The sequence below is a fragment of the Pseudomonas sp. S5F11 genome (assembly GCF_019641515.1).
Taxonomy (GTDB): domain Bacteria; phylum Pseudomonadota; class Gammaproteobacteria; order Pseudomonadales; family Pseudomonadaceae; genus Aquipseudomonas; species Aquipseudomonas rhodesiae.
The window spans coordinates 2356632-2379693 of the sequence record NZ_JAIFJZ010000001.1 but is presented as its reverse complement, the minus strand read 5'-3'; the positions used below and the strand labels follow the sequence as shown (position 1 = coordinate 2379693).

Here is a 23062-nt window from a genome sequence, read left to right as displayed (position 1 = left end):
GTAAAAGTTCAAAATGCTGAAGCTTATTAATCCATTAAGTGTGAAGTTAATGGGTTATTTGAATGCAAGTTATAGATAACTAACGCCCCTTTGTCGGGTGCTTGGCACAGGGTCTGTTCGCCTGGTTGCAAATAGGGCGTCAACAGCGGCGCCATGCCTTTGAGCACCTGCACCGGCAATGCCGAGGTGAAGGTGAAATTCTGCGCCGAACTGCCGGGTACGAACGCGGTGAGGGTGCCGAAATGATGCTCACCGATATAGAACACGAAGGTGGCCGTGCGGTTGATCGACTTGGAACTGAGCACCCGCCCGCCGGCACCAATGGCCTCGATGCGGTTGTCGCCGGTGCCAGTCTTGCCGCCCATGATCAACGGCGTGCCGTCGCTGAGTTTGAAACTGCCGGACACGCGTTTGGCGGTGCCGGCATCCACCACCTGCGACAGGGCTTCGCGCAATGCTGTGGCCACTTCGCTGGGCATGACGCGCTTGGCTTTGTCGGGGTTATTGATCAGGTGCGTTTCATAGGGGGTGCCGGCGGCAAAGTGCAGGCTGTCGATGCGCAGGGTCGGCTCGCGCACGCCGTCGTTGAGGATGATCCCCACCAGTTCGGCCAGCGCCGCCGGGCGATCACCGGAACTGCCGATGGCCGTGGCCAGCGACGGCACCAAGTGATCGAAGGGGTAGCCGACTTTTTTCCAGCGCTCATGAATATCCAGGAAGGCCTCGACCTCCAGCATGGTGCGAATGCGGCTGTCGCGCGCGCTCTTGTGCCGGCTCTTGAACAGCCAGCCGTAGACTTCCTGGCGTTCGTGCTCGCTGGCGGCCACGGCCTGGGCAAAGGTTGCGTCAGGGTGGTTAAGCAGGTAGCCGAGCAGCCACAGGTCCAACGGGTGGACCTTGGCGATATAGCCTTGGTCCGGCAAGTCGTAGGCACCGGGGCCGTAGTCGGTGTAGAGCTTGGCCAGGCGTTCGTCGCTGAGTGTTGTGGCGGTGCCGGACGGGGTCAGGTGCGCCCGTACAAACCGGTTGAAACTCGCCTGGCTGGCCTGGGGCAACAGGTAGCGGTGTACGGCGGCCAGGCGGATCGCGGTGGGGTGGAGGCTGTCCAGAAACGTATCGAGGCGCGCTTGGGTGTCTTTGTTGCGGTACTTCTTCCAGAAACGCAACAGGTAGGTGGTGCCCTCGCGGTCAGCGAACTGGGCCAGGTATTCCTGGCGACGCGGGTCGCTGTCGTCTTTGAGCAACGCGGCGCTATTGCCGGGGGCCTGGTAGGTGCTGTAGCGCACCAGGTCGCGCATCAAACGGATGAAGGGCAGGTTGATCGACTCGCGCAGGGACTCGCGCAAGGTCGGGTTGCGCCCGTTGTCCTCAGCGCGAAAGTTATGAAAACGATGCAGGCCGCCACCTGTGAAAAAACGTTCGCCGGGGCTGGCCGAGTACTGCCGGTCGAGGGCCGCACTGAGCATTTTCGGCAGGCTTGGATCGGTGTTTTGTGCCAGGTAATCCAGGGCCCAGCGCGATAGGCGATCCTGCTCGTCCACCGGGATTTTCTTCAAGGCGGCGGGCGTCTGGCCGGCATAGCGGTCATGCAGCTCGCTGATGATTTGCAGGTAGGTGGTGAGCACTCGCAGCTTGGCGGTTGAGCCCAGTTCCAGTTTGCTGCCTTCGTTGATGTCGAAGGGCTGATCGGTGCTGTCGGTCTGCACCCGCACCCGCGCGCCGTCGGCGGTCATCTCATAGAGGTTGAAGCTGTAGCGCACTTGGGCGGTGCTGGCGGGGGTCAGCAGGCGCGGCCCCAGCAGGCCCAATTGCGCGGCGAAGGCCGGGTCCGCCAGGCGCTTGAGGTAGTCGGTGGCCTGGGTTTGCAGGTCGCTTTGCAAGGTACTGGTGGCGGCCAGGTCCAGGCGGTCAAGGTCGTAGAGCGGGCGATTGAGCAATGCCGCGAGGCGGCTGCGGGCGACACTGATGCCTTTGTTGGTGTCGATCGGTTGGATCGTCGGTTGTTGCAGCCAATCGCGATAATGCACCTTGCTGGCCAGGGCCGCGTCGGCCAGCGCCGCTTCGATCACCTGGTTTTGTGCGAGCAGGCGGATATGGCTGTCGGTCAGGCTGGCCAGTTCGTCGTGGCCCCGGGTCAGGTAAAACGACGGGCGCCGCTGGGCGATCATCAGCGACAGCACCTCGCGCAGCGCCAGGCCACGTTGGCCGAGCAGGTCTGGCTCGTGGCCGGCGAGCAGGGCGTTGGTGCGGTTGAAATCGGCGCCGAACCAGACCCGCAGGCCTTCGGCCAACCCATGCACTTCGCCGTGACCGGGCACGGCGGACAGCGGCACGCTGTTGAGGTAGTCACGCACGATGCGCTGGCGCGCCTGCAAGGTCTGCGGGCCGTCCTGATAGGCGCGCACGCTGGCGGAAATCATCTGGCGGATCTTCTCGCTGCCCGACAACGTCAGGCCATCCGGCGAGTGGCGGTATTTTTCCAACTGCGTGGCCAGGGTACTGCCGCCGGCGGTCTGGCCGGGCAGGTGCAATACCTTCGCCACTTGCGACCAGGCGGCCTTGGCGAAGCGTGGCCAATCCACCGCCGGGTTGGCCAGCGGCTGGTCGGCGGCGAGTAGATCGCGGTTCTCGATAAACAGCAGGCTGTTGACCACCACCGGTGGAATCGCGCCGAAATCCTGATAGGCCTGCTGTGGGTACATGAAGGTGTACAGCGGCGTGGCGCGGCAATCGCTGATGGTCAGCCCGGCTTGGATTTTTTCCGCGTAGGGCACGAACAGGTCGTGCTCGGTGTAGGCCATCAGCGCCGCAGAGAACCGGGCCTGGCGCTGGATCAGGTAGTCGCGTTTGAGCAGGCGCGGCAGAAACTCATCCAACGCGCTGTAACCCAGGCGTTTATCGAACGGGCCGTCGCCGGGATAGACGATGGCGTCGCTGGGGCCGGGTTGCACGTCGTAGGTCAAGGTCTGCGCCAGGCGACTGAAAGTGCGGGCCTGCCAATGGGAGGTGAGCATCTCGCGGCGCGCCGCCACGCCGGCAATGACGCTGCCGATCAACAGCAACAGCCAGAACATCCTCCAGGCGTAGCGGGGTTTGCGCGGCTTTTCGGGCAATGGCGGTTCAACCGCACTGTCGGTGGCAACCGCAGCGGGAGGTGAATCGGTGTGCCATAACGCGCCCATAGTCGATTGATCCATTCACGCAGATTGATCGGACTTGACTCAAGCTTAGTCGCTGATTGGCGTTGGCAAGGAATTTGTCGCCGCCATAACCGGTTACCGCTGGCAGCCCAGGCGGCCGCGCTAGCGTGCGGGTTTGATCGGACCGATCCCCGCGTCCGGCACAAGGAAGTCAGCATGCCTCAGTCGACAGGTTCAACCTCCGCGCGTCACGACCATATTGAACAGATCGTCACCGTTTTTTCCGATGTTCCAACCCTGCACGAGGTGGCGGTGACCCAGGTGCAGGCCCTGCTGGATACGCATTACCCCGCCCTTAATTACCTGGCCCGGCGGGTGGCCATCGGCACGCCGTTGCGCGCCGACCAGCATCACTACAGCCCCTTGCCCGATGAAGTGCTGTTGCGCCTGGCCAGTGCCGCGCCGGTGCGCTACGTGGAAGGGCATCATCAGGTGGCGTTGCACCAGCGCGAGAACTATGTGCCGGGCGGGCCGTCGCTGGCCGACGTGGAGCGATGGGTCAATCAGTTGGGCCCGCGTCTGCTGGAGGCCTGGCTGGCGCGTCTGGGCGACTGGTGGCGCGACACGGTACCGGTGCAAACCACGCGCTGGGCCTACTTGTCCGCCAGCCTGCTGGCCTTGTTGTACGACTGTGACCCGCCTGCCGGCATGGATGAGCAGGCGTTCGAACGGATATTCCCGCGCGAACGGCTGCGCCCGATCCGACCCGATGCGCAATGGAGCGTGCAGCAAGAGGCATTGAGCGTGTGCACGGTGCAGGTGCGGCGCCAGGGCAGTACGCAAGCGCCGCGCATGCTGCCGGTGCTGGTGCTCGACCATGCCCCGAGCGGCGCGCAAGCGCGTACGTTGCTGTTGTTCAGCCCAGCCACTGGTATTCATCCTCTGGACAGCCTGGACGCTATCGCAGCCCTGATCCCCGATTACCTCAGCCAGGACCTGGCAGGAGGGGCGGTGGAGTGGTTTATCGAACAACCGCCGGCGGACCCCTTCGATCTGCTGGCCGCTTGTTATGCCGAGCGCCAACGGCTCGACGTGCTGGCCATCGACCCCACGGTGCCGCGCACGCCGCGCCAGTACCAGCAGATGCTGGACTACGTGACCGATCCGCGCCGCTGGTTCGAGACGGTGCTGACGCCGGTCCAGCAACGCTTGCAGGATGCGCTGCCGCTGTGGCTGGTGCACGCCTCGGCGGACGACAGCCTGGCCTACGCCCGTGGGTTGCAGGCCCTCGCCGAGCAACAGGCGCGTGCCGCCGGGCAAGGGTTTCTCGACGGTATCCCGCCGATCCGCGCCTTTGCCGCCGAGGCCCTGAAGCGGTGCCTGGCCAAGCAACCCTTGGCTAAAGACCTGAACCCGGACGACATCGAGTTGACCTTCAACCTGGTCACGGCGGCCATGTTGCCGGGCGGTTACCCCAGTGGCGATGTGCAGCGGGTCAGCCTGAGCCTGACGGAACTGGCCCTGGAGAACCTCAGGGGCTTTCCCCATGCGCCGTCCCAGATCACCCTCAAGGGCCGCGCCGCGCCGACGTGGTTGAGCGCTTCGTTGTTGCTGGCCTGCGTCACCGAGGTGGACATCGGCCAGTCCTACCCGGACCTGCTCAAGCAAAAGCTCATCAGCGATCCCCCCGAACGCACACGGCGCGAAGCCCTGTTTACTGGGCAATTGCGCGCGCAGCTGCCATTGCTGGCCTTGCAGATGAAACTCAAGGGGGAGGGCGGGTTGACCCAGGCAGGTGCGCGCTTGGTAGCCACGGCAGTAGCGTCGGCTGCGGATGAGCAGGCGGCGATCTGGCCTTTGGCGTTCAAAGCATCGCCCACGGCCGCCGAGGATCCTGTGCTCAGCCACTTTGTGATCGGCCCGCGCAATAGCGAGCAGGGGCCGCATCTGCTCTACCGGCCGTTGTTCACGCCGAGTCTGCGCGAGTTCGAATCCCCTCGGGCGCTGTTGCAGGCGATCCAGGCGCCGGGCGAGTTGCAGGACAACGTGCTGGCCTGGATCGCCCCGAGCCGTCAGGCGGTGTATGCCAACGGTGGGTTTCTGGAACCGCATATCCGTCACTTTCATCAGGGCGATGAATTCAGCGTGCCCGCCCGGCCCGCGCCCGCTCAACTGAGCAAACAGGTGCAAAGCGGCGACCCACTGCCCCGGCTGTTTGCTGCCACCGCCGAAGCGTTGGTGAGCCTGGCCGACGCCGAGTCGGTGTCGAACGCCGAGCAGCGCTGGGCGACGATCAAGGCCGGTGGCTGGTTGCTGTTCAGCAGTGCGTTGCCGTTTCTGCGTGGCCCGGCGTTGCTGGCCGGCTGGATGGTGCAGGTGCTGGACAGCGTGCAGCGCGACGTGGCCGCCTCGACCCCCGCCGATCCCGTCGCCCAAACCGAGGGCGCAATGGACCTGCTGAGCAATCTGGTGATGGTCCTGGCCTATCGCGCCTCGCCCCACGAGCGGCCGGCGACGCTCGATCTGCGCCATCCGGTGTTTGCGCGCACCCGAGCTACGCTGGCATCGCCTTCGCCTACGGTGACGCGCAGTGCCGCCGCGCTGCCCACCCATGCGCCGTACCGCTGGAGCAGCGCCCGCGATACGTTGACGCCGTTTATGCGCGAACGTCTGGAAGGGCTGAGCCTGCGCGCCGTGCAACAGCCCTGGCCGCTCGCTTTGCCGGGCGCCGAAACCGCGGGTCGGCTCAAGGGCTTGTTGCAGGACACCGGTTCGACTCCGCCGCAATGGCAGGCGGTGGTACGCGGCCATGTTTATCGAGTGCGGCTGGTCGGCGACAGTGTGCAAGTCACCGACGCCGCCGGCACGGCCAGCGGCCCCTGGCTCAAACCGCTGGAGGGCGGCGGCTGGGATCTGGACTTGCGCCTGCGCCTGCGCGGTGGCCAAGCCGACACCCCGGCGGCGCCCGCCAGCACCGAAGCGCGTCGCCAACAACTGGAGCAGGATTTACGTCAATACGCCCAACGCCGCGAAACCGCGGAGCGTGCTATCGGCGTGGCGCGCAGCCTGAAAACCAGCCACGCCGGGCACATCACCGAACAACAGCGAATCGCCACCGATGCCCGCTACCTGCACGAGTTACAGAACAAACTGGAGGCTTCCCGCCTTGAACTCCAATGCCTTAAAGACCTGCAAGCTCTACGCCCGCGCCCCGGTTACGAGCGCGAGTTGAGCACGCTGCTCGAAGGCCAGATCCTCAACTTGCGCCAGTTGCTGCAATACGCTCGGGAAGCGACCGCCGCGCTGCATGCCAGGCTGGTGCCGGCGCTGGAACTGGTGCAAGCCGAGAGTGAAGCGGAGGCATTGTCGGATATCAACCTAGAGGCGCATCGCAACATCGTCGAAGGCATGCGCCTGTTGGCCGACCAAAACCAGAACGCGATTGTCTGGCGCAGCCTGGAAATCGACACCCTGGACGCGCTGGAGCGAGTGCCCAAATACGGGCGAGACAAAGCCCAGGCGTTCAAACAGAGTGAGGCGGCTACCCCGACGGTGCTGGAGTTGCAGTCGTTGCAAGTGTCCGCGTTGTGGGCGGTTGCGCTCAACAGCGAGGGGCCGAGGCTGGACGATGATTTTTTCCAAAGCCTGGACGACACCGTACAACGTGCCCGTTGGGCCAGCGGCTCCCAGGCGCAGCTCGATGAGCTGGCGTCGCACAACCCGGAGTTGCGCGTCGAATTGCTGGAAAGCTTCGATCGCGTGTATGCCCAGACCGACGACCGCATCGAGTTCTGGCGAGCCATGGAACCGGACAAGTTCCACCTGGGCTACCTGGACAAACTGCAACAACTGTTCGCCCAATTGCACCTTCAGGTACAACGCGAGTTGGCCGCGACTTTGGAGCCGGCGCCTGTCACCCGGCCCGCGTCCCGTGTGCGGCAGAAGAAAATAATCCGCACGCGCAACCAGGACCTGTACGTGGCGCGGGTGACAGTCACCAGCGATGAGCAGCCGATTGAAATCGCCGAGGTCACCGACGCTCAGAACGAAGTGATTGCTTCGTTTACCCAGGCCACCGACGGCATCTGGGAGCCGCTCAACAAAACGCCGGTGCAGCGCACGACGTCGTTGCCCAACCTGGCGCGCTTGATCGAACAAGGCCAGGCCCTGCGCGCGCCGGTGGAAAAGGCCATCGCCGAAGTGTTGAAAATGGCGCGCAACGCCAACGAACCGCAGTCCCTGCAAGACATCCTGGAGCAACGCGCCGACAAGTTACGCCGCTGCGCCGATGCCATTCAGCAGCGCCTGTTGCTCAGCGAGCCGGATCGTTTGGCGGCCACGCAAAGAGCCCGGGCGCGCACCGAAACCGACGAGCTGCGAGCCGCTGCCAGTCGTTTGTCCGAGCAAGGCTTGCAGGCGCGCTTGACCGCTATCAAGGCGCGCCCGCCGACCCAGGCCGGGTTGGACGTGTTGGTGGGGCATCGCGAAGCCAAGGTGTATCGCCAGGGCGAGCGCGTGGCGTTGGCGGGGCGCGCGGATGACTGGTTGCAAAGCTATTTGGTGATCGACGAACAGAGCCGACAGCCCTGGTGCTACGGGCATTTTCACTATGGGCGCCAGACCGGGCCGGACGATCATTTCAGCGCCGCGCACCTCAAGACTCCGGAACAGCACCGGTTGGGCAAGCAGGCGCAGATCGAGGCCCAGGCCCAGGCATTTGCCAGGATGAAGGCCGGGCAGAGCGGACGCGTCAGCCAGACCCTGGAGATCCATCGCGGCGAAATCAACCTGCGCATGGCCCGCAAGCTGTTCTTCGATGCGCCCGCCTGGCCTGAGGGCAAACCCTCGATCTAGAGCGCTCGCCGCCCGCGCCTACGACCAGAGTAGGGGCATGACGCTGCACCTTGGCTGTGCAATACTCGCCGCCGTTTCCACGGCAGAACGCCACGTCAGGCAGTTAATGCCCCTCCGCATAAGCGGCTTTTGCCGCGAGTTCTCGCCAAATTTTGTCGTTTATTGAGTGAAAAGCCCTGTTGGGAGCTTTTTATACTGCACGCCCGCTGATCTGACGGTTGTTCTGTCAGACGGTTCTGCCCACGAGGCAGGCCGGTTATTCAGGCGCCCGCGCTTATCCGCGCTAACGCCCATGACTCGGTGGATCAATCCAATAACAAAATGAGGTTGTATCCCTATGCCCTCTGGCAACCACCTGCCCCATGGCGAGACCGCTCAAGGCGGCCCGCTCAAACGCGAACTGGGTGAACGGCATATCCGCCTGATGGCCCTGGGCGCCTGTATCGGCGTCGGCCTGTTCCTCGGTTCGGCCAAGGCCATCGAAATGGCCGGCCCGGCCATCATGCTCTCCTACATCATCGGCGGTCTGGCGATCCTGGTGATCATGCGCGCCCTCGGCGAGATGGCCGTGCACAACCCGGTAGCGGGCTCGTTCAGCCGCTATGCCCAGGATTACCTCGGGCCCTTGGCGGGCTTTCTGACCGGCTGGAACTACTGGTTTCTGTGGCTGGTGACCTGCGTCGCCGAGATCACCGCCGTGGCGGTGTACATGGGCGTCTGGTTCCCCGATGTGCCGCGCTGGATCTGGGCTCTGGCGGCCCTGGTGAGCATGGGCACCATCAACCTGATCGCGGTCAAGGCGTTCGGTGAGTTCGAGTTCTGGTTCGCCCTGATCAAGATCGTCACCATCATCGCCATGGTCATCGGTGGCGTCGGCATCATTGCCTTCGGCTTCGGCAATGACGGTGTGGCGCTGGGGATTTCCAACCTGTGGGCTCACGGCGGGTTTATGCCCAACGGCATGACCGGCGTGCTGATGTCCCTGCAAATGGTGATGTTCGCCTACCTGGGCGTGGAAATGATCGGCCTCACCGCCGGTGAAGCACGCAACCCGCAAAAGACCATCCCCAACGCCATCGGCTCGGTGTTCTGGCGCATCCTGCTGTTCTACGTCGGGGCGTTGTTCGTGATTCTGTCGATCTACCCGTGGAATGAAATCGGCACCCAGGGCAGCCCGTTTGTGATGACCTTCGAGCGTCTGGGTATCAAGACGGCGGCGGGCATTATCAACTTCGTGGTGATCACGGCCGCCCTGTCTTCCTGCAACGGCGGCATCTTCAGCACCGGGCGCATGCTCTACAGCCTGGCGCAGAACGGCCAGGCACCGGCGACCTTCGCCACCACTTCAAGCAACGGCGTGCCGCGCAAGGCACTGCTGCTGTCGATCGCCGCGTTGCTGCTGGGCGTACTGCTCAACTACCTGGTACCGGAAAAAGTCTTTGTGTGGGTGACATCCATCGCCACCTTCGGCGCGATCTGGACCTGGGTGATGATCCTGCTGGCGCAGCTCAAATTCCGTAAGAGCCTGAGCCCTGCCGAACGCAAAAACCTGAAATACCGCATGTGGCTGTACCCGGTCAGTTCCTACCTGGCCCTGGCGTTCCTGATGCTGGTGGTGGGCCTGATGGCGTACTTCCCGGACACCCGCGTGGCGCTGTATATCGGCCCGGCGTTCCTGGTGCTGCTGACGGTGCTGTTTTACGTGTTCAAGCTGCAGCCGACCCAAGCGGCGGCGCAGTCGGCTTGACCGCCTGAACCGGCGACCGCGCAAGGCGGTCGCCGGTTTGCGTCAGCGGCTGGCGCCCAAGGGCGCCGGCCGTGGCGCGCTCAAACGCTGATTGAATTCCAGCCAGGCCGCCAGCGCCGCCATCAACAGCAACCCCAGCAACGCACTGAAGATCTGCATCGGCCAGGCATCGTTGACTTGGGCGTTGAGCATATCCGCCAATGGCGCCAGCAATACCCCCAGGCAAAACACTTCCAGTGAATGACGCCCCATGCGGCAGCATTGCTGGGCCGGCCAGTTCTGTGTCCAGCCGTGGGTGGGCAACAGCTTGGCGGTGACATAGGCCAACGCCAGAAAATGCAGCAGGCGCACCGGCGACAAGTCGGTCTTGCTGATCGGGTACAACCACTCGTTGAGCAGCGTCGGCATCAGCGCATCGTGAATCTGCGGCCAGCGCCACGACAAGGTAATCACTGCCGCCAGCAAGCTGTACGCCGCTGCGACCATAAACACGGGCTGGCGCGACAATGGTCGCGGATCGGGCGTGCGGGGCCGGCGAGCATGGATCGACGCGGCACCGCCGAGCACGAACAGCAGTTGCCAGGTCACCGGGTTGAAGTACCACACACCGTCGGCAATCGCCGCCAGGTTCCAACCCAGTTTTGGCGCCAGCAGGTACACCGTCAGCGACACGGCCACCACCGCCAGCGGCACACGCACCAACGCCGGCAGCACCAGCGGCAGCCCAAGTAACAGCACGATATACAGCGGCAGTGGGTCCATCAGATTGGGTTTGAAGCGCAGCAATAACTCGTCGGTCAGCGCCTGCTGCGGGTTGGTGATGAAGTGCGTCAGGCCCATTTCCTGTACTAGGTCGCGGGTTTCCACATGGCTGTTGGCGAAGAACACGATGCCCATCAGCATCGCCAGCAGGAAGATATGCACTACATACAGCACCCAGGCTCGGCGCAGGATTTTCAGGCAGGCCATGCCATAGCCCTCGCGCTCCATCACCTTGCTGTAGGCCAGCACCGAGGCATAACCGGCGAGGAACACAAAGACCTCGGCCGCGTCGCTGAAACCGATGTTGCGCAGGGTGATCTGGCCGAGGGGATTGTGGGGGACGTGATCCCAGAAAATGAAGATCAACGCCAGGCCCCGAAAAAAATCGATGCGTGGGTCGCGTCCGTTCAGCATGGCAGCGGGCTCTTGAACAAAATGGGTTTAGTCAGGACAAGTCTACGAGGGCGATGTCGTACGCCGCTTGTCGGGCGGGCGCAGGTTGGCGGTATTTGTAAGCAATTGCAAAGACTGGGTATTACTGAATGTCTCGACAGCCCGCCCAAGTTGGGCGGGCTGAGGGCGTAGATCAGGCAGCAGCAACTTCAAGGGGTTCAAAGCTATCGGCGCGCGCCATCTGCCACATGCGCGAATAGAACTCACCATTCACTTCACCGGTCAGCAGCTCCCCTGGCTTGAGGAACACATGCAACTGCGAGAACAACTTGATCTCGGTCGCCGACATGCGCCGTACCAGGTGCTTGGCCGACAGCTGCGAGGGGTGATCCAGTCCCGCCGCCGCGAGCATTTCGGCCAGGGCCTTGAGGGTGTTGCGGTGGAAGTTGAACACGCGCTGGGCCTTGTCCGGTACCACCAGGGCACGTTGGCGCAACGGGTCCTGGGTGGCGACGCCGGTCGGGCACTTGTTGGTGTGACAGCTTTGGGACTGGATGCAACCGATGGCGAACATAAAGCCGCGCGCCGAGTTGGCCCAGTCGGCGCCGATGGCCAGCACGCTGGCGATATCGAACGCGCTGACGATCTTGCCGCTGGCGCCGAGCTTGATCTTGTCGCGCAGGTTCAGGCCCACCAGGGTGTTATGCACGAACAGCAAGCCTTCGCGCAGTGGTACGCCGATATGGTCGGTGAACTCCACAGGTGCCGCGCCGGTGCCGCCTTCTTTGCCGTCGACCACGATAAAGTCCGGAAGGATGCCGGTTTCCAGCATGGCCTTGGCGATGCCCATGAACTCCCATGGATGGCCCAGGCAGAACTTGAAGCCCACCGGTTTGCCGCCGGACAGTTCACGCAATTGGGCGATGAACTGCATCAGCTCGATCGGCGTGGAAAACGCACTGTGGCGTGACGGCGAGATGCAGTCTTCGCCCATCTGGATACCGCGGGTGTCGGCAATTTCCTGGGTGACTTTGTGTTTGGGCAGGATGCCGCCATGGCCGGGTTTGGCGCCCTGGCTCATCTTGATTTCGATCATGCGCACCTGGGGGTTCTGCGCCTGCACGGCGAAGCGCTCCGGGTCGAAACGGCCGTCGCTGGTGCGGCAACCGAAGTAGCCGCTGCCCAGTTCCCAGGTCAGGTCGCCGCCGTGTTCGCGGTGGTAAGGGCTGATACTGCCTTCGCCGGTGTCATGGGCGAAATTCCCGAGCTTGGCGCCCTGGTTCAGCGCGCGGATTGCGTTGGCGCTCAACGAGCCAAAGCTCATCGCCGAGATATTGAATACCGACGCCGAATACGGCTGTGTGCATTGCGGGCCGCCGACCATTACACGGAACGCGCTGGGGTCGCTCAGGGGAGCGGGGCGCATGGAGTGACCGATAAATTCGAAGCCGGACTGGTACACGTCGATCAAGGTGCCGAAGGGTTTGTCGGCAGTCTCGTTCTTGGCCCGCGAGTACACCAGCGAACGCTGGGCGCGGGAGAAGGGCAGGGCGTCGCTGTCGGACTCCAGCAGGTACTGGCGGATTTCCGGGCGGATGGCCTCCACCAGGTAACGGATATTGCCCAGGATCGGGTAGTTGCGGCGCACCGCGTGAGGGCTTTGCAACAGGTCGAACAGGCCGATCAGGCTCAGCACGCCGGTGACCAACGTGATCGGCCACACCCACTCATAGTGAAGGAACGGCAGGCTGGCAAGGGTGAACAGGACGCACACGGCAAAGAAGGCGTAACGGCTTAGCAAGGACAGGCTCATACGGGTTCCTTGAGGTCGGACTCTTACAGGTCGGTGCGGCATTCTGCGCCGCTAACGAAGGCCCAGACAACCGCCGCCTGCACTCAAGGCCGCCCGGACGGCCCCGCGCCAGACAGCACGCGGCTGTCCGTGACCTCGAACCGCGCCTGGTTGTCGGTGGTCGAGTCGGCCCCGACGAACACGCTGAAGCGGCCGGCCTCGACCATCGTTCTCCAGTGCTCGTCGAGCAAGGCAAAGTCCTGCGCGTCCAGGGTAAAACTCACCGTGCGCGTTTCACCGGGCTCCAAGTGGACCTTGCGAAAGCCGCGTAACTGGCGGACCGGGCGGGTCACACTGGCGACGTCATCGCGCAGGTACAACTGCACAATTTCGTCGCCTGCGCGCTGGCCGGTATTGGTGACGTTTACTTGCACCGTCAGCGTGTCGGTGGAGGCAATCCGATCGGCGCTGAGGTGTGGCGTGGCGTAGCTGAACGTGGTGTAGCTCAGGCCGAAGCCGAACGGGTACAGCGCAGTCCACGGTGAATCAATATAAGTGGAGGTGTACAGGCCCTCGCCACTGGGCGGGCGACCGGTGTTTTTATAGGCGTAGTAGAGGGGGATTTGCCCGACGTTACGGGCAAAGGTGATGGGCAGTTTGCCGCTTGGGTTGACGTCACCGAACAGAATATCGGCCACCGCGTGCCCCATTTCGCTGCCCAGAAACCAAGTCTCCAGCAGCGCCGGAGCCTGGGCAACGGTGTCGGATAACACCAGCGGGCGGCCGTTCATCAGCACGATAACCACGGGTTTGCCCGTAGCCAGCAGCTCGCGCAACAGCGCGTCCTGGGCGCCCGGCAAGCCCAGATGCGTGCGACTGCGCGCTTCACCACTCTGGTTGGCGCTTTCGCCAAGCACGGCAACTACCACCTGGGCAGAGCGGGCGGCCTGGCGGATCGAGCGCAAATCCTCGATTTGTTCGCTGTTGGGCGAAGTACCGGGCAGGTAAGTCACCTCGGTGTCTGGGTCGACGGCGCTGCGAATGCCTTGCAGCACCGTGACTGAGTCCGCGGCCAGCCCCACCCCTGACCATGGGCCGAGTGTGCTTTCGGCGTCCGTGGCCAAGCTGCCGACCACTATCACCTTGCGCAGGCTCTTGGGCAACGGCAGCAGCGCATCGGTGTTTTTCAGCAGTACGATGGATTTTTGCGCGGCCTCCCGTGCCAAGGCACGGTGCTGCGGTGTGAGCAGATTGGCCCGTTGCCGGGCTTCATCGCTGTAGCGGTAGGGGTCGGCAAACAGCCCCAGGCGTTGCTTGGCCTTGAGCACGCGGCGCACCGCCTCGTCCACGGTGGCCAAAGACACCTGGCCCGCGCGCACCAGTGAGGGCAAGTACTGCCGGTAGGTCTGGCTGGCCATTTCAATGTCCACCCCGGCGGTGAACGCCAGCCGTGCCGCGTCGGCCGGCACAGCGATGATGCCATGCTGGTTCAGTTCCCAGATGGCGTTGTAATCACTGACGATCAGACCGTCGAACCGCCACTCGTCCCGCAGTACACCGGTCAGCAGCGCCTTGTGGCTGTGCAGAGGAGTTCCGGCCAACTCGTTGAACGACGGCATGATCCCGTCGACTCCGGCCGCCACCGCTGCGCGGAACGGCGGTAAATACACCTCGCGCAAGGTGCGCTCCGACAGGTCGGCGCCGTTGTAGTCGCGGCCGCCTTCCGCCGCGCCGTAGGTCACGAAGTGTTTGGCGGTCGTCAGCATCGAAGAATTGTCCGAGGGGCCTGCGCCATGAAAGCCCCGGACCTTGGCCTCAGCCATCGCGGCACCGAGAAAGGGGTCTTCACCGGCGCCTTCCACCACACGCCCCCAGCGCGGGTCGCGAGCAATGTCGACCATTGGCGCAAAGGTCCAATGCACGCCGCTGGCCGTGGCTTCGATGGCGGCGGCACGAGCGGTGCGGTAGGCAAGGTCGGTGTCCCAGGCTGCGGCCTCCGCCAGTGGCACGGGAAATATCGTGCGGAAACCGTGGATCACATCATAGGCAAACAACAGCGGGATATGCAGGCGCGATTGGGTGACGGCCTGCTCCTGCAACTGCCGGGTCTGCTCAGCACCGTAGGCACCGAGCACCGAACCGACGGTGTTGATGGACGCCGGCGGCAACTGCCCGTTATTGATGACCGGACCGGTCGGTGTGATCTGGACACCCAACTGGCTGAGCTGGTCGATTTTTTCTTCCAGCGTCATCTGCCTCAGCAGGTCTTCCACCGGGTCCTGCTCAATGGCCTGCACGCCGACGCTTATGCTGAGCGCCAGGTAGAGCAGGGCTAATTGACAGTAAAGTTTCATGACGGCGGGACGTTGTCAGCTGGCCAGGGGGTGCCGATGGCCGTCGATTCCGAGCGGAAGGGGTGGTACTGATACAGCCAGGTCTCTGATAACGGCTGCCCCTCCAGGCGCAGGAACAGCCGCAACTCCACGGGGTCTTGACCGTCGACGGTCAGATCGAACTGAGCGCGCCAATGGCCTGCCACACCGTCCGGCACAGGTTCGGTAAAGATCAGGCTGAGTTCGCCTCTGGAACAGCTGATCACCGCCTCGGGCTTGATGCCGGTTGCGAGCTTTTCCAAGGGCGCGCCTTGAAATTCCACCACGAACTTACGCATCCCCGCCGGTCGCGCCAGACCGGGTTGACCCCCCTTGCCTAGGCGCGTCGCCACGCAGCGCGCCAGGGACGATGGGTACGGCTCATCGGCCAGCCAGTGCAAGCGATAACGTAGCGTATAACGATTGCCCGCTTCCGCTGGGGTCGAGGGCACCCACATCGCCACGATGTTGTCGTGGATCTCGTCATCGGTGCCGTTTTCCATCAGTTGCACGCTGCCTTCGCCCCAATCCCCCAACGGTTCGACCCACAGGCTGGGACGCCGCTGGTAATTCACGCCATCGAGGTAGTGGTCGAAGTTGCGATCACGCTGGAACAGGCCGAACCCCTTGGGCTGACGATCACTGAAGGCCGACACCATCGTGCGCGGCGGGTTGTTCAAGGGGCGCCAGAGGCGTTCGCCGTTGCCGGTCCACAGCGCCAGGCCGTCACTGTCGTGGACTTCGGGACGCCAGTCGGCGGCAGTGCGTTTGGCGGCTTCGCTGAACCAGAACATCGAGGTAACCGGCGCGATGCCCAATCGGCTGACGTTATGGCGCAGGAAGAACGTGCAGTCGACCTCCATGATCACGCCCTGCTGACGGCTGATCACGAAACGGTACGCGCCACAGAGGCTGGGCCCATCGAGCCGCGCATAGAGCGTCATGGATTGGGCGTGTTCGTGCTTGGGCGGTTCAAACCAGATGTGGGTGAAGTCCGGGAATTCCTCGGCTTTGCCGGCTTGGGCCACATCCAGTGCAATCGCTCGCGCCGACAAGCCGTATTGGTAGAGCTCGCCGATGGCACGAAAGTACGAGGCGCCGAGAAACGCCACCCAATCGTTCTGTTGCCACGCCAACTTGGCTTGGTTGCCCAAACGACTTTCCTGGATACGAAAACCGGCGAACCCACTGTTACGAGGCAGGGCGTGCGCCGGGCTATCGGCGGGCATGTCAAAGTGCGCCGGGTCGTAGACGATCTCGCGGGCCGCGCCGTTGTCCAACACATACATCCTGACGGGGGTACGAAAGAACGAACCCAAGTGGAAGAAGGTCACGGGAAATTGCCCAGGGCCTTTGGCGAACAGGGCCTGCTCGGATTTAAAACGGATCTGGCCGTGGGCGCTGTAATCCAGTTTTTCCAGTAGTGCTGCCGAGGCGGTGCTTGGATAGATGTAGGGTTTCAAGGCGTCGGCTTGCGCCTGTTCGATCAATTGTTCGAAAGAAAAGGAGCTAGCGGGCTCGGCCGCCAGGGCTGTCCGATTCAGGGCTGGCAGGAGTGCGGCCAGCGAAGCGTACGTCAGAAACTCGCGGCGTGTAGACATGGCGGCCTTTCCTTGGAGATAGAAATCCAGGCACCACGATCGGTACGACGCAGGCAACCGTGCTGCTTGCCTGAAGTTTTGAGCGGGAAGGGCAAAGTGTCTACTGTCAGAAATAACAGGTTGGCAAGTGTTTCAGACCAGTGGCGGAAGCGGGCTTCGCTGCCAGGACCATGGGGTTTTCAAACGCGACGGCCACGGTGTGATGCATCGCGCGCCGCCGCCCGAACGCATTAGTCGCGCCTGTCAGCCCTGGCCTGAGGCGCGTTGGGGGCTACACCCTCAGGCCGCCGTTTGCCGAATCGGCAACACCACGCGAAACGTCGTACCCTTGCCCGGCTCGCTGCGCACGGAAATATCGCCGTGGTGCTTTTTGATAATGCCGTAGGACAGTGACAGCCCCAGGCCCGTGCCTTCCCCCACCGGTTTGGTGGTGAAGAACGGATCGAAGATTTTCTGCACGGTTTCGGGCGCAATGCCGCAGCCGTTATCGGCGACTTCCAGCCACACGTTATCGCCCTCCACCCCATTGCTGATGGTGATCGTGCCACGCTCAGGGCCCATGGCCTGGGCGGCGTTGATTACTAGGTTCATCACCACTTGGTTGAGTTGCGAGGCCAGGCATTCGATTTCCGGCAACGCGCTGTAGTGCTTGATCACGTCGGCCTTGTACTTGAGCTCGCTGGCGACGATGTTGAGGGTGGAGTCGATGCCCTGTTGCAGATTGGCCCACTGCCAGGTCTGGTCGTTGTCCACCCGCGAGAAGTTTTTCAGGTCCTTGACGATCTGCACCACTCGCCCGATGCCCTCCTTGGACTCCTTGATCAGGATGGGAATGTCTTCCTTGAGAAAGTCCAGCTCCAGTTCATTGCGCAGGGTTTTGAGTGCATCGCGCTGTTCGGCCGAGGCGAGGCTGTCCTCGACCTGCCGGTAGGCATCGAGCATCTGCTGCAACTGATTGAAGTAGCTGTCGAGGGTGCTGAGGTTGGAGGAGATAAACCCCACCGGGTTGTTGATCTCATGGGCTACGCCAGCCGCCAGTTGCCCCAGGGACGCGAGTTTTTCCGACTGCACCAGTTGGCTCTCCAACTGCTTGCGCTCGTCGATTTCCTGTTGCAACGCTTCGCTGGTCTGGGTCAGGGCCAGGGTGCGTTGCGCCACCAGTTGCTCCAGGTGGCTGGTTTGCAAGGAGGCGCGGCGGGCCATGTCCCACTTGTTGGAGAGCGTGTTGGCCATCTGTTGCACTTCGATGTTGTCGAAGGGCTTTTTCAGGATCAGCAGGCGATCATGGCCTTTGAGGCGGTACAGCAGGTCATCCCAGGAGTAATCCGTATAAGCCGTGCACACCACCACTTGCAGGCCGGGGTCGACTTTCCATAACTCTTCGATGGTCTTGGCGCCGTCCCAGCCTTGAGGCATGCGCATATCGACGAACGCCAGGGCGTAGGGGCGCTTGTCCGCCATGGCTGCACTGAGCAATTGCAGGCCTTCTTCGCCGCCATAGGCCGAGTGCAATTCGAACGCCTGGACCTCGGGTTTATCGGTGTCGCCGAACAGCGCCGATTCCAAGTCGTCGAGAGCCTGGTTGGTCTCAACGGTCGGCATCAGGATCTTGCGGAAATCGTCGTGAATCGACGGCGTGTCGTCGATCAACAGGATGCGTCGATTGGGAGGCTGGTTCATGCAGGACTTCCGGCTGGGGTCATGGGAATCGTCAGGGTAAAGATCGCGCCCAGGCCAGGCCCGTCGCTGTGGGCGCTGAGCTGGCCACTCATTTCGACGGCGGCCAGCGCGCAGCTGTGCAGGCCGAAGCCGTGGCCTTCCTTGCGGGTGGTAAAACCGTGGGTGAAGATCCGCGTCATGTTCTCGGCGGGGATGCCTTCACCGTCGTCTTTCACGCTGATCTGCAAGGTGTTGTCGGCCAGTGCCTGGACTTTGAGCGTCATCTGCCTCGGGCGGTCGTTGAGATTGGACATAGCGTACTTGGCGTTGCTGATCAGGTTGACCATGATCAACAGCAGGCGATGTTTGTCGGCGAGGATTTCCGGCACGGGCGCATATTCCTTTACCACCGTGACGTGATGCCGGCTCAAGGCGCCGGCGTTCATGCGCAGGGCGTCCTCCATCAGGTCGCTGATATGCACCGGCTCCAGCAGCGTGGCGGCGCCGGCATAAGATTGCTGGGTGGAGACGATGTCTTTGATGTGGTCCACGCTTTTGCTCAACTGCGCCAACTCATCGGTCATGCCCTGCTGCTCCACGGCGATGGCGTCCACTAGTTGGTTGAGGTAACCGGGCAGCAGCTTGCCTTTCTCATCTTCAGTGAGAAAGGTGCCCAGGTCGGCCTTGTGCTCATTGATCAACTGCATGGCCTTGCCCAGCCCCAGCGCTTTGCTGCTGCGCAGTTTGCGGGTGACCAGGTCGGCGGAGATGTTCACGCTGTTGAGCACGTTACCCACGTTATGCAGCACGTTGGTCGCGATTTCGGCCATGCCGGCTTGGCGCGCGCTGTCGAGCAGTTCGCTCTGGGCATCCTTGAGCTGCTGGGTGCGCCGCTCCACGCGTTGTTCCAGGGTTTCGTTGGCGGCCTGCAATTGGCGGTTGACCCGGTTGATCTCGGCGAAACTGCGCAACAGGCGCACAGCCAGATAGAGCAGCATCGCCACCAGCAAGGTCGAGAAAATCAGCAGATAGCGGTGGTACTGATGGTCAATGCGGTCGGCTGCCTGCTGGTCCTGGTCGAGGTGGGTGGTCAGGTCGTCCAGGCGTTCGGCCACGGGCACGTCGGCAATCCGCTCAAGAAGGTTGTTGACCACCGGTTGTTCGCGCAGGATCAGCGAAATGTGATTGCTCAGCAGTTCCACCGGGCCCTGGAATTCGCTCGGTAGCTGTTCCTTATTGGTAGCCAGTTTGCCCAGGCCCACCAGGATGTCGGCGGCCCGATCATCGCTGGTGACCTGGGCGAATTCCAGGCTGCTGAGCAGCAGGTCGTAGGTGTCGGTGGCCACGCCTTGCAGCTGCAGCCGACCTTCGTCGTCAAGGCGATTGAACTGGGCCTGGATGTCGTCTTCGGCGGTTGGCAGGAACGCCAGGGAATTGCGCAGCACCGCGTTGTGGGATTTGAACTGGTCCACCAGCCGGGCTTTTTCTTGCATTGCCGTCTGGTAGGCGGTTTGCGTGGCCTGCCAACTGCTCAGGTCGATCGGGTTGTGGTAGGTGTCGCGGCTGTTCAATTCGGCCCAGATCCGCGTCATCTCCGTGAGGGGCGTGACCAGGGGATCATAGTTGTGGGTGATCGCGATCCTGGCCTTGAGCACTTCGCTGTCCCACTGCGCATTGAGTTGTTGCAACTGGCGGATCAAGTCCCGCGACTGGGTGTAGCTGGCGGTCTGGTCACGAGCGGCCTTCAGGTACAGAAACACCAGAGTCGAGGCCAGCAGTAGGGTTACCAGGCCCAGCACGATTTGGGTGAAGCGACGGCGCGATTGAGTCGTCATAGTGGCTTGCCCGCCCATTCACCGGTCAGCGTCTTGAGAAACTGCACGATCAAGTCTTTGTCTTCCTGGTTAGGGTTGCGCCCCAACTGGTACTTGAACATCACGTCGACGGCTTCTTCCAGGGTTTTGGCCGAAGCATCGTGAAAATACGGCGCGGTCACTGCCACATTGCGCAGGCTCGGCACTTTGAATACATGGCGGTCTTCCTCGTCCTGGGTCACCAGGTAGCGGCCCAGGTCGGCTTCGACCGGGTTGCCGCGGGCTTTGAAGTAATCGCCCATCACGCCGAACTTCTGGAACATATTGCCGCCGATATTGATGCCCTGGTGGCAGGCGATGCAGCCGTAATCCTTGAAGCGCTGGTAGCCGTACTTTTCCTGGATCGTAAGGATCTCGGTGTTGCCCAGCAGGTACTGATCGAAGCGCGAATTGGGGGTCAGCAGCGTTTGCTCATAGGTGGCCAGGGCATTCTGCACATTGGCGGCCGTGACCCCGTCGGGGTAGGTCTGTTTGAAGGTGGTCTGGTAGTCGGGCAGTGCGGAGAGGTTCTGCACCACGGTGTTCCAGTCGCTGCCCATTTCCACCGGGCTGATCACCACCTGTTCGATCTGGGCTTGCAGGGTGTCCACCCGGCCGTTCCAGAACTGTTTGAAATTCAGGCTGGCGTTGAACACCGACGGGGTATTGATCGCCACCGGCTTGCCGTCGAAGCCCAGGGAAAATGGCTTGTTGTCGGCGCCTCCGGTTTCCAGGTGATGGCAGCTGGCGCATGACAAGGTGTTATTGACCGACAGGCGCGGTTCGTTGAACAGTCGGCGGCCCAGCTCGACCTTGGCCGGGTCCAGGGTGGGCACCGGCGGCAGCGGTTTGAGCGCCTCATTCAACGGTGCAGCCGACAGCGGCTGAACCAGCCCCGACCACAACACCAGCATGACGCCGAAACGGTAACGTGAGACTTCGCTCAAGCGAGCACTCCTTGCAGGCATGGGGCTATGGGGTGGGCATCAGTGTGGCGCTGCCCACTTGCAGCATTTGAGCGAAATCCTTGGGCGGTACGGCCTTGCTGAACAGAAAGCCCTGGCCTTCTTCGCACTGCTGGGTTTTCAGGAAATTCAGCTGTTCGACGGTTTCGACCCCTTCGGCAATGATGTTCAGTTCCAGGCTTTTGCCCATGCCGATGATAGCGCTGATCAGTTGCGCGTCCTGGCTATTTACGTTCAGGCCGCGCACAAACGACTGGTCGATTTTCAACACATCGATGGGAAAGCGCCGCAAGTAACTGAGGCTGGAGTAACCGGTGCCGAAGTCATCCAGCGCCAGGCGCACGCCCATGGCCTTGATCTTTTGCAGGATGTCCACGGTTTCATCGACGTTCTGCATCAGCACGCTTTCGGTGATTTCCAGCTCCAGCCGAGCGGGCGGCAGGCCGCTTTGCTTGAGGATCGCGGCCAGGTTGTCGACGAAGTCGCGCTGGCGAAAGTCGATGGGCGAGACATTCACTGACATGCACAACGGCGGCAAGCCCATGCCGCGCCAGGCTTGCGCCTGCTCGCAAGCCTGGCGCAGCACCCATTGGGTCAACGGCACGATCAGGCCGCTGTCCTCGGCCACCGGGATGAAATCGGCCGGGCTGACCCACCCCGAGCGCGGTTGAAACCAGCGTATCAGCGCCTCCGCGCCGACGATGCGCCCGGACCTGAGGTCCAGTTTGGGCTGGTAGTGCAGCACAAATTCATCGCGTTCCAGGGCATGGCGAATCGCGCTCTCCAGGTTTTGCTGGTGTTGGGCGCGCAGGTTCATATCTTCGGTGTAAAAACTGAAATCGTTCGCGCCGCGTTCCTTGCTGGTGTGCATGGCGGTTTCGGCGTGCTTGATCAATTCCACCGCGTTGCAACTGTCATTGGGGTAGATGCTGATGCCCAGGCTCGCGGTGACGCTCAGGTCATGCCCGGCCACATGCCGCGTCGCGCTGATGGTCCTGAGCACTTTGTCGGCGATGTGCTGGGTTTGCTGAGGGTGCTGGACGTCGTGGAGCACGATCACAAACTCATCGGAACCGTAGCGAAACACCGAATCGGAGTCGCGCACCGTTGCCACCAGGCTGTGGCTGACCTGTTGCAGCACTTCGTCGCCCACCGGATAGCCCAGGGCATTGTTGATGCGTTTGAAGCGATCGAGCCCGATGAACATCACCGCCAGTTGCGTGTCGTGCCGCCGGCCAAGGGCGATGGCCTGGGTCAGGCGGTCCCCCAGCAGCGTGCTGTTGGGCAGCTCGGTCAGCGCGTCGTATTGCAGCAGGTGCGAGACTTTCAGCAGCTCCTGCACCCGTTCTTCGATGGTGCGCTCCAAGCCGATCACCTTGCGGGCCACGTCTTGAGCCAGTTGCCATTTCCACGTCAGCGCACTGGCCATCTGGCGGATCTCAAGGTGGTCGAAGGGCTTTTTCAGGATCAGCAGCTGGTCGTTGTACTTCAGCCGTGCCTCGATGGCCTCGAAGGAGTAGTCGGAATACGCCGTGCACAGGGCGATCTGCAGGTTGGGGTCGACGTTCCACAGCTGTTCGATGGTTTGCAGGCCATCCCAGCCTGGCGGCATGCGCATATCGATAAACACCATGGCGTAGGGGGCGTTGGCGGCCAGGGCCTGGCTCACCAGTGCCAGTGCTTCCTGGCCCTGGTAGGCCGAATCCAGCTCGAACACCTGGCGTGGAGCAGCGGGAGTGCCGAACAGGGTTTCCTCAAGGCTATCCAGAGACGGCTCGCCGTCTGCGTCGGCGCACAAGATCTTTCGAAAGTCCTCGTGAATCGACACAGTGTCGTCGACGATCAGAATGCGGCGGTTGGCCCGAGTTGAGTCTGCATTCCGCGCTGGCAAAAGGCTCGACGGCATAACGATTCCTTCCCTGGT

General features: G+C 62.6%; 11 protein-coding genes. 2 read left to right on the top strand and 9 right to left on the bottom strand.

What is annotated here, in order from left to right:
* Nucleotides 1-26: 26 nt before the first annotated feature.
* The gene (locus K1567_RS10775) at nucleotides 27-3182 is read right to left on the bottom strand and encodes a transglycosylase domain-containing protein (protein WP_220698486.1); all 3156 of its coding nucleotides are present in this window, start codon (nucleotides 3180-3182) and stop codon (nucleotides 27-29) included.
* A gap of 174 nt (nucleotides 3183-3356) precedes the next feature.
* Between K1567_RS10775 and K1567_RS10770 the strand changes: the two genes are divergently transcribed.
* Nucleotides 3357-7994, top strand: a complete 4638-nt coding sequence (locus tag K1567_RS10770) for a hypothetical protein (RefSeq protein WP_220698485.1) — start codon at nucleotides 3357-3359, stop codon at nucleotides 7992-7994.
* Nucleotides 7995-8331: 337 nt separating this feature from the next.
* Nucleotides 8332-9741 (top strand): amino acid permease, encoded by a 1410-nt coding sequence (locus K1567_RS10765; RefSeq protein ID WP_034096094.1) that lies wholly within the window; start codon nucleotides 8332-8334, stop codon nucleotides 9739-9741.
* 42 nt (nucleotides 9742-9783) lie between these two features.
* On the opposite strand, the gene K1567_RS10760 is transcribed toward K1567_RS10765, so the two are convergent.
* From K1567_RS10760 to K1567_RS10725, 8 genes are all read right to left on the bottom strand, one after another.
* On the bottom strand, nucleotides 9784-10917 hold the full coding sequence (locus K1567_RS10760) for an OpgC family protein (protein ID WP_034096095.1): 1134 nt from the start codon (nucleotides 10915-10917) through the stop codon (nucleotides 9784-9786).
* A 172-nt stretch (nucleotides 10918-11089) separates the two neighbouring features.
* A complete protein-coding gene (locus tag K1567_RS10755) occupies nucleotides 11090-12709 on the bottom strand; it encodes an FMN-binding glutamate synthase family protein (RefSeq protein ID WP_034096096.1) in 1620 nt (539 codons plus the stop codon).
* Between the two features lie 83 nt (nucleotides 12710-12792).
* Nucleotides 12793-15042 carry a beta-glucosidase BglX gene (bglX, locus tag K1567_RS10750; RefSeq protein WP_220698484.1) on the bottom strand — a complete coding sequence of 750 codons (2250 nt, stop codon included), beginning with the start codon at nucleotides 15040-15042 and terminating at the stop codon, nucleotides 12793-12795.
* On the bottom strand, nucleotides 15039-16661 hold the full coding sequence (locus K1567_RS10745; protein WP_052202171.1) for a glucan biosynthesis protein: 1623 nt from the start codon (nucleotides 16659-16661) through the stop codon (nucleotides 15039-15041). The genes bglX and K1567_RS10745 overlap by 4 nt, the downstream gene beginning before the upstream one ends.
* A gap of 279 nt (nucleotides 16662-16940) precedes the next feature.
* Nucleotides 16941-18341 (bottom strand): ATP-binding protein, encoded by a 1401-nt coding sequence (locus K1567_RS10740; protein WP_034111933.1) that lies wholly within the window; start codon nucleotides 18339-18341, stop codon nucleotides 16941-16943.
* Entirely contained in the window at nucleotides 18338-20155 is a 1818-nt protein-coding gene (locus K1567_RS10735; protein WP_034112123.1) for a DAHL domain-containing protein, read from the bottom strand. The genes K1567_RS10740 and K1567_RS10735 overlap by 4 nt, the downstream gene beginning before the upstream one ends.
* Complete coding sequence (locus K1567_RS10730; protein WP_169902720.1) at nucleotides 20152-21120, bottom strand: cytochrome c peroxidase; 969 nt, start codon at nucleotides 21118-21120, stop codon at nucleotides 20152-20154. The genes K1567_RS10735 and K1567_RS10730 overlap by 4 nt, the downstream gene beginning before the upstream one ends.
* Nucleotides 21121-21145: 25 nt before the next feature.
* A complete protein-coding gene (locus tag K1567_RS10725; protein WP_220698483.1) occupies nucleotides 21146-23044 on the bottom strand; it encodes a bifunctional diguanylate cyclase/phosphodiesterase in 1899 nt (632 codons plus the stop codon).
* Nucleotides 23045-23062 lie beyond the last annotated feature (18 nt).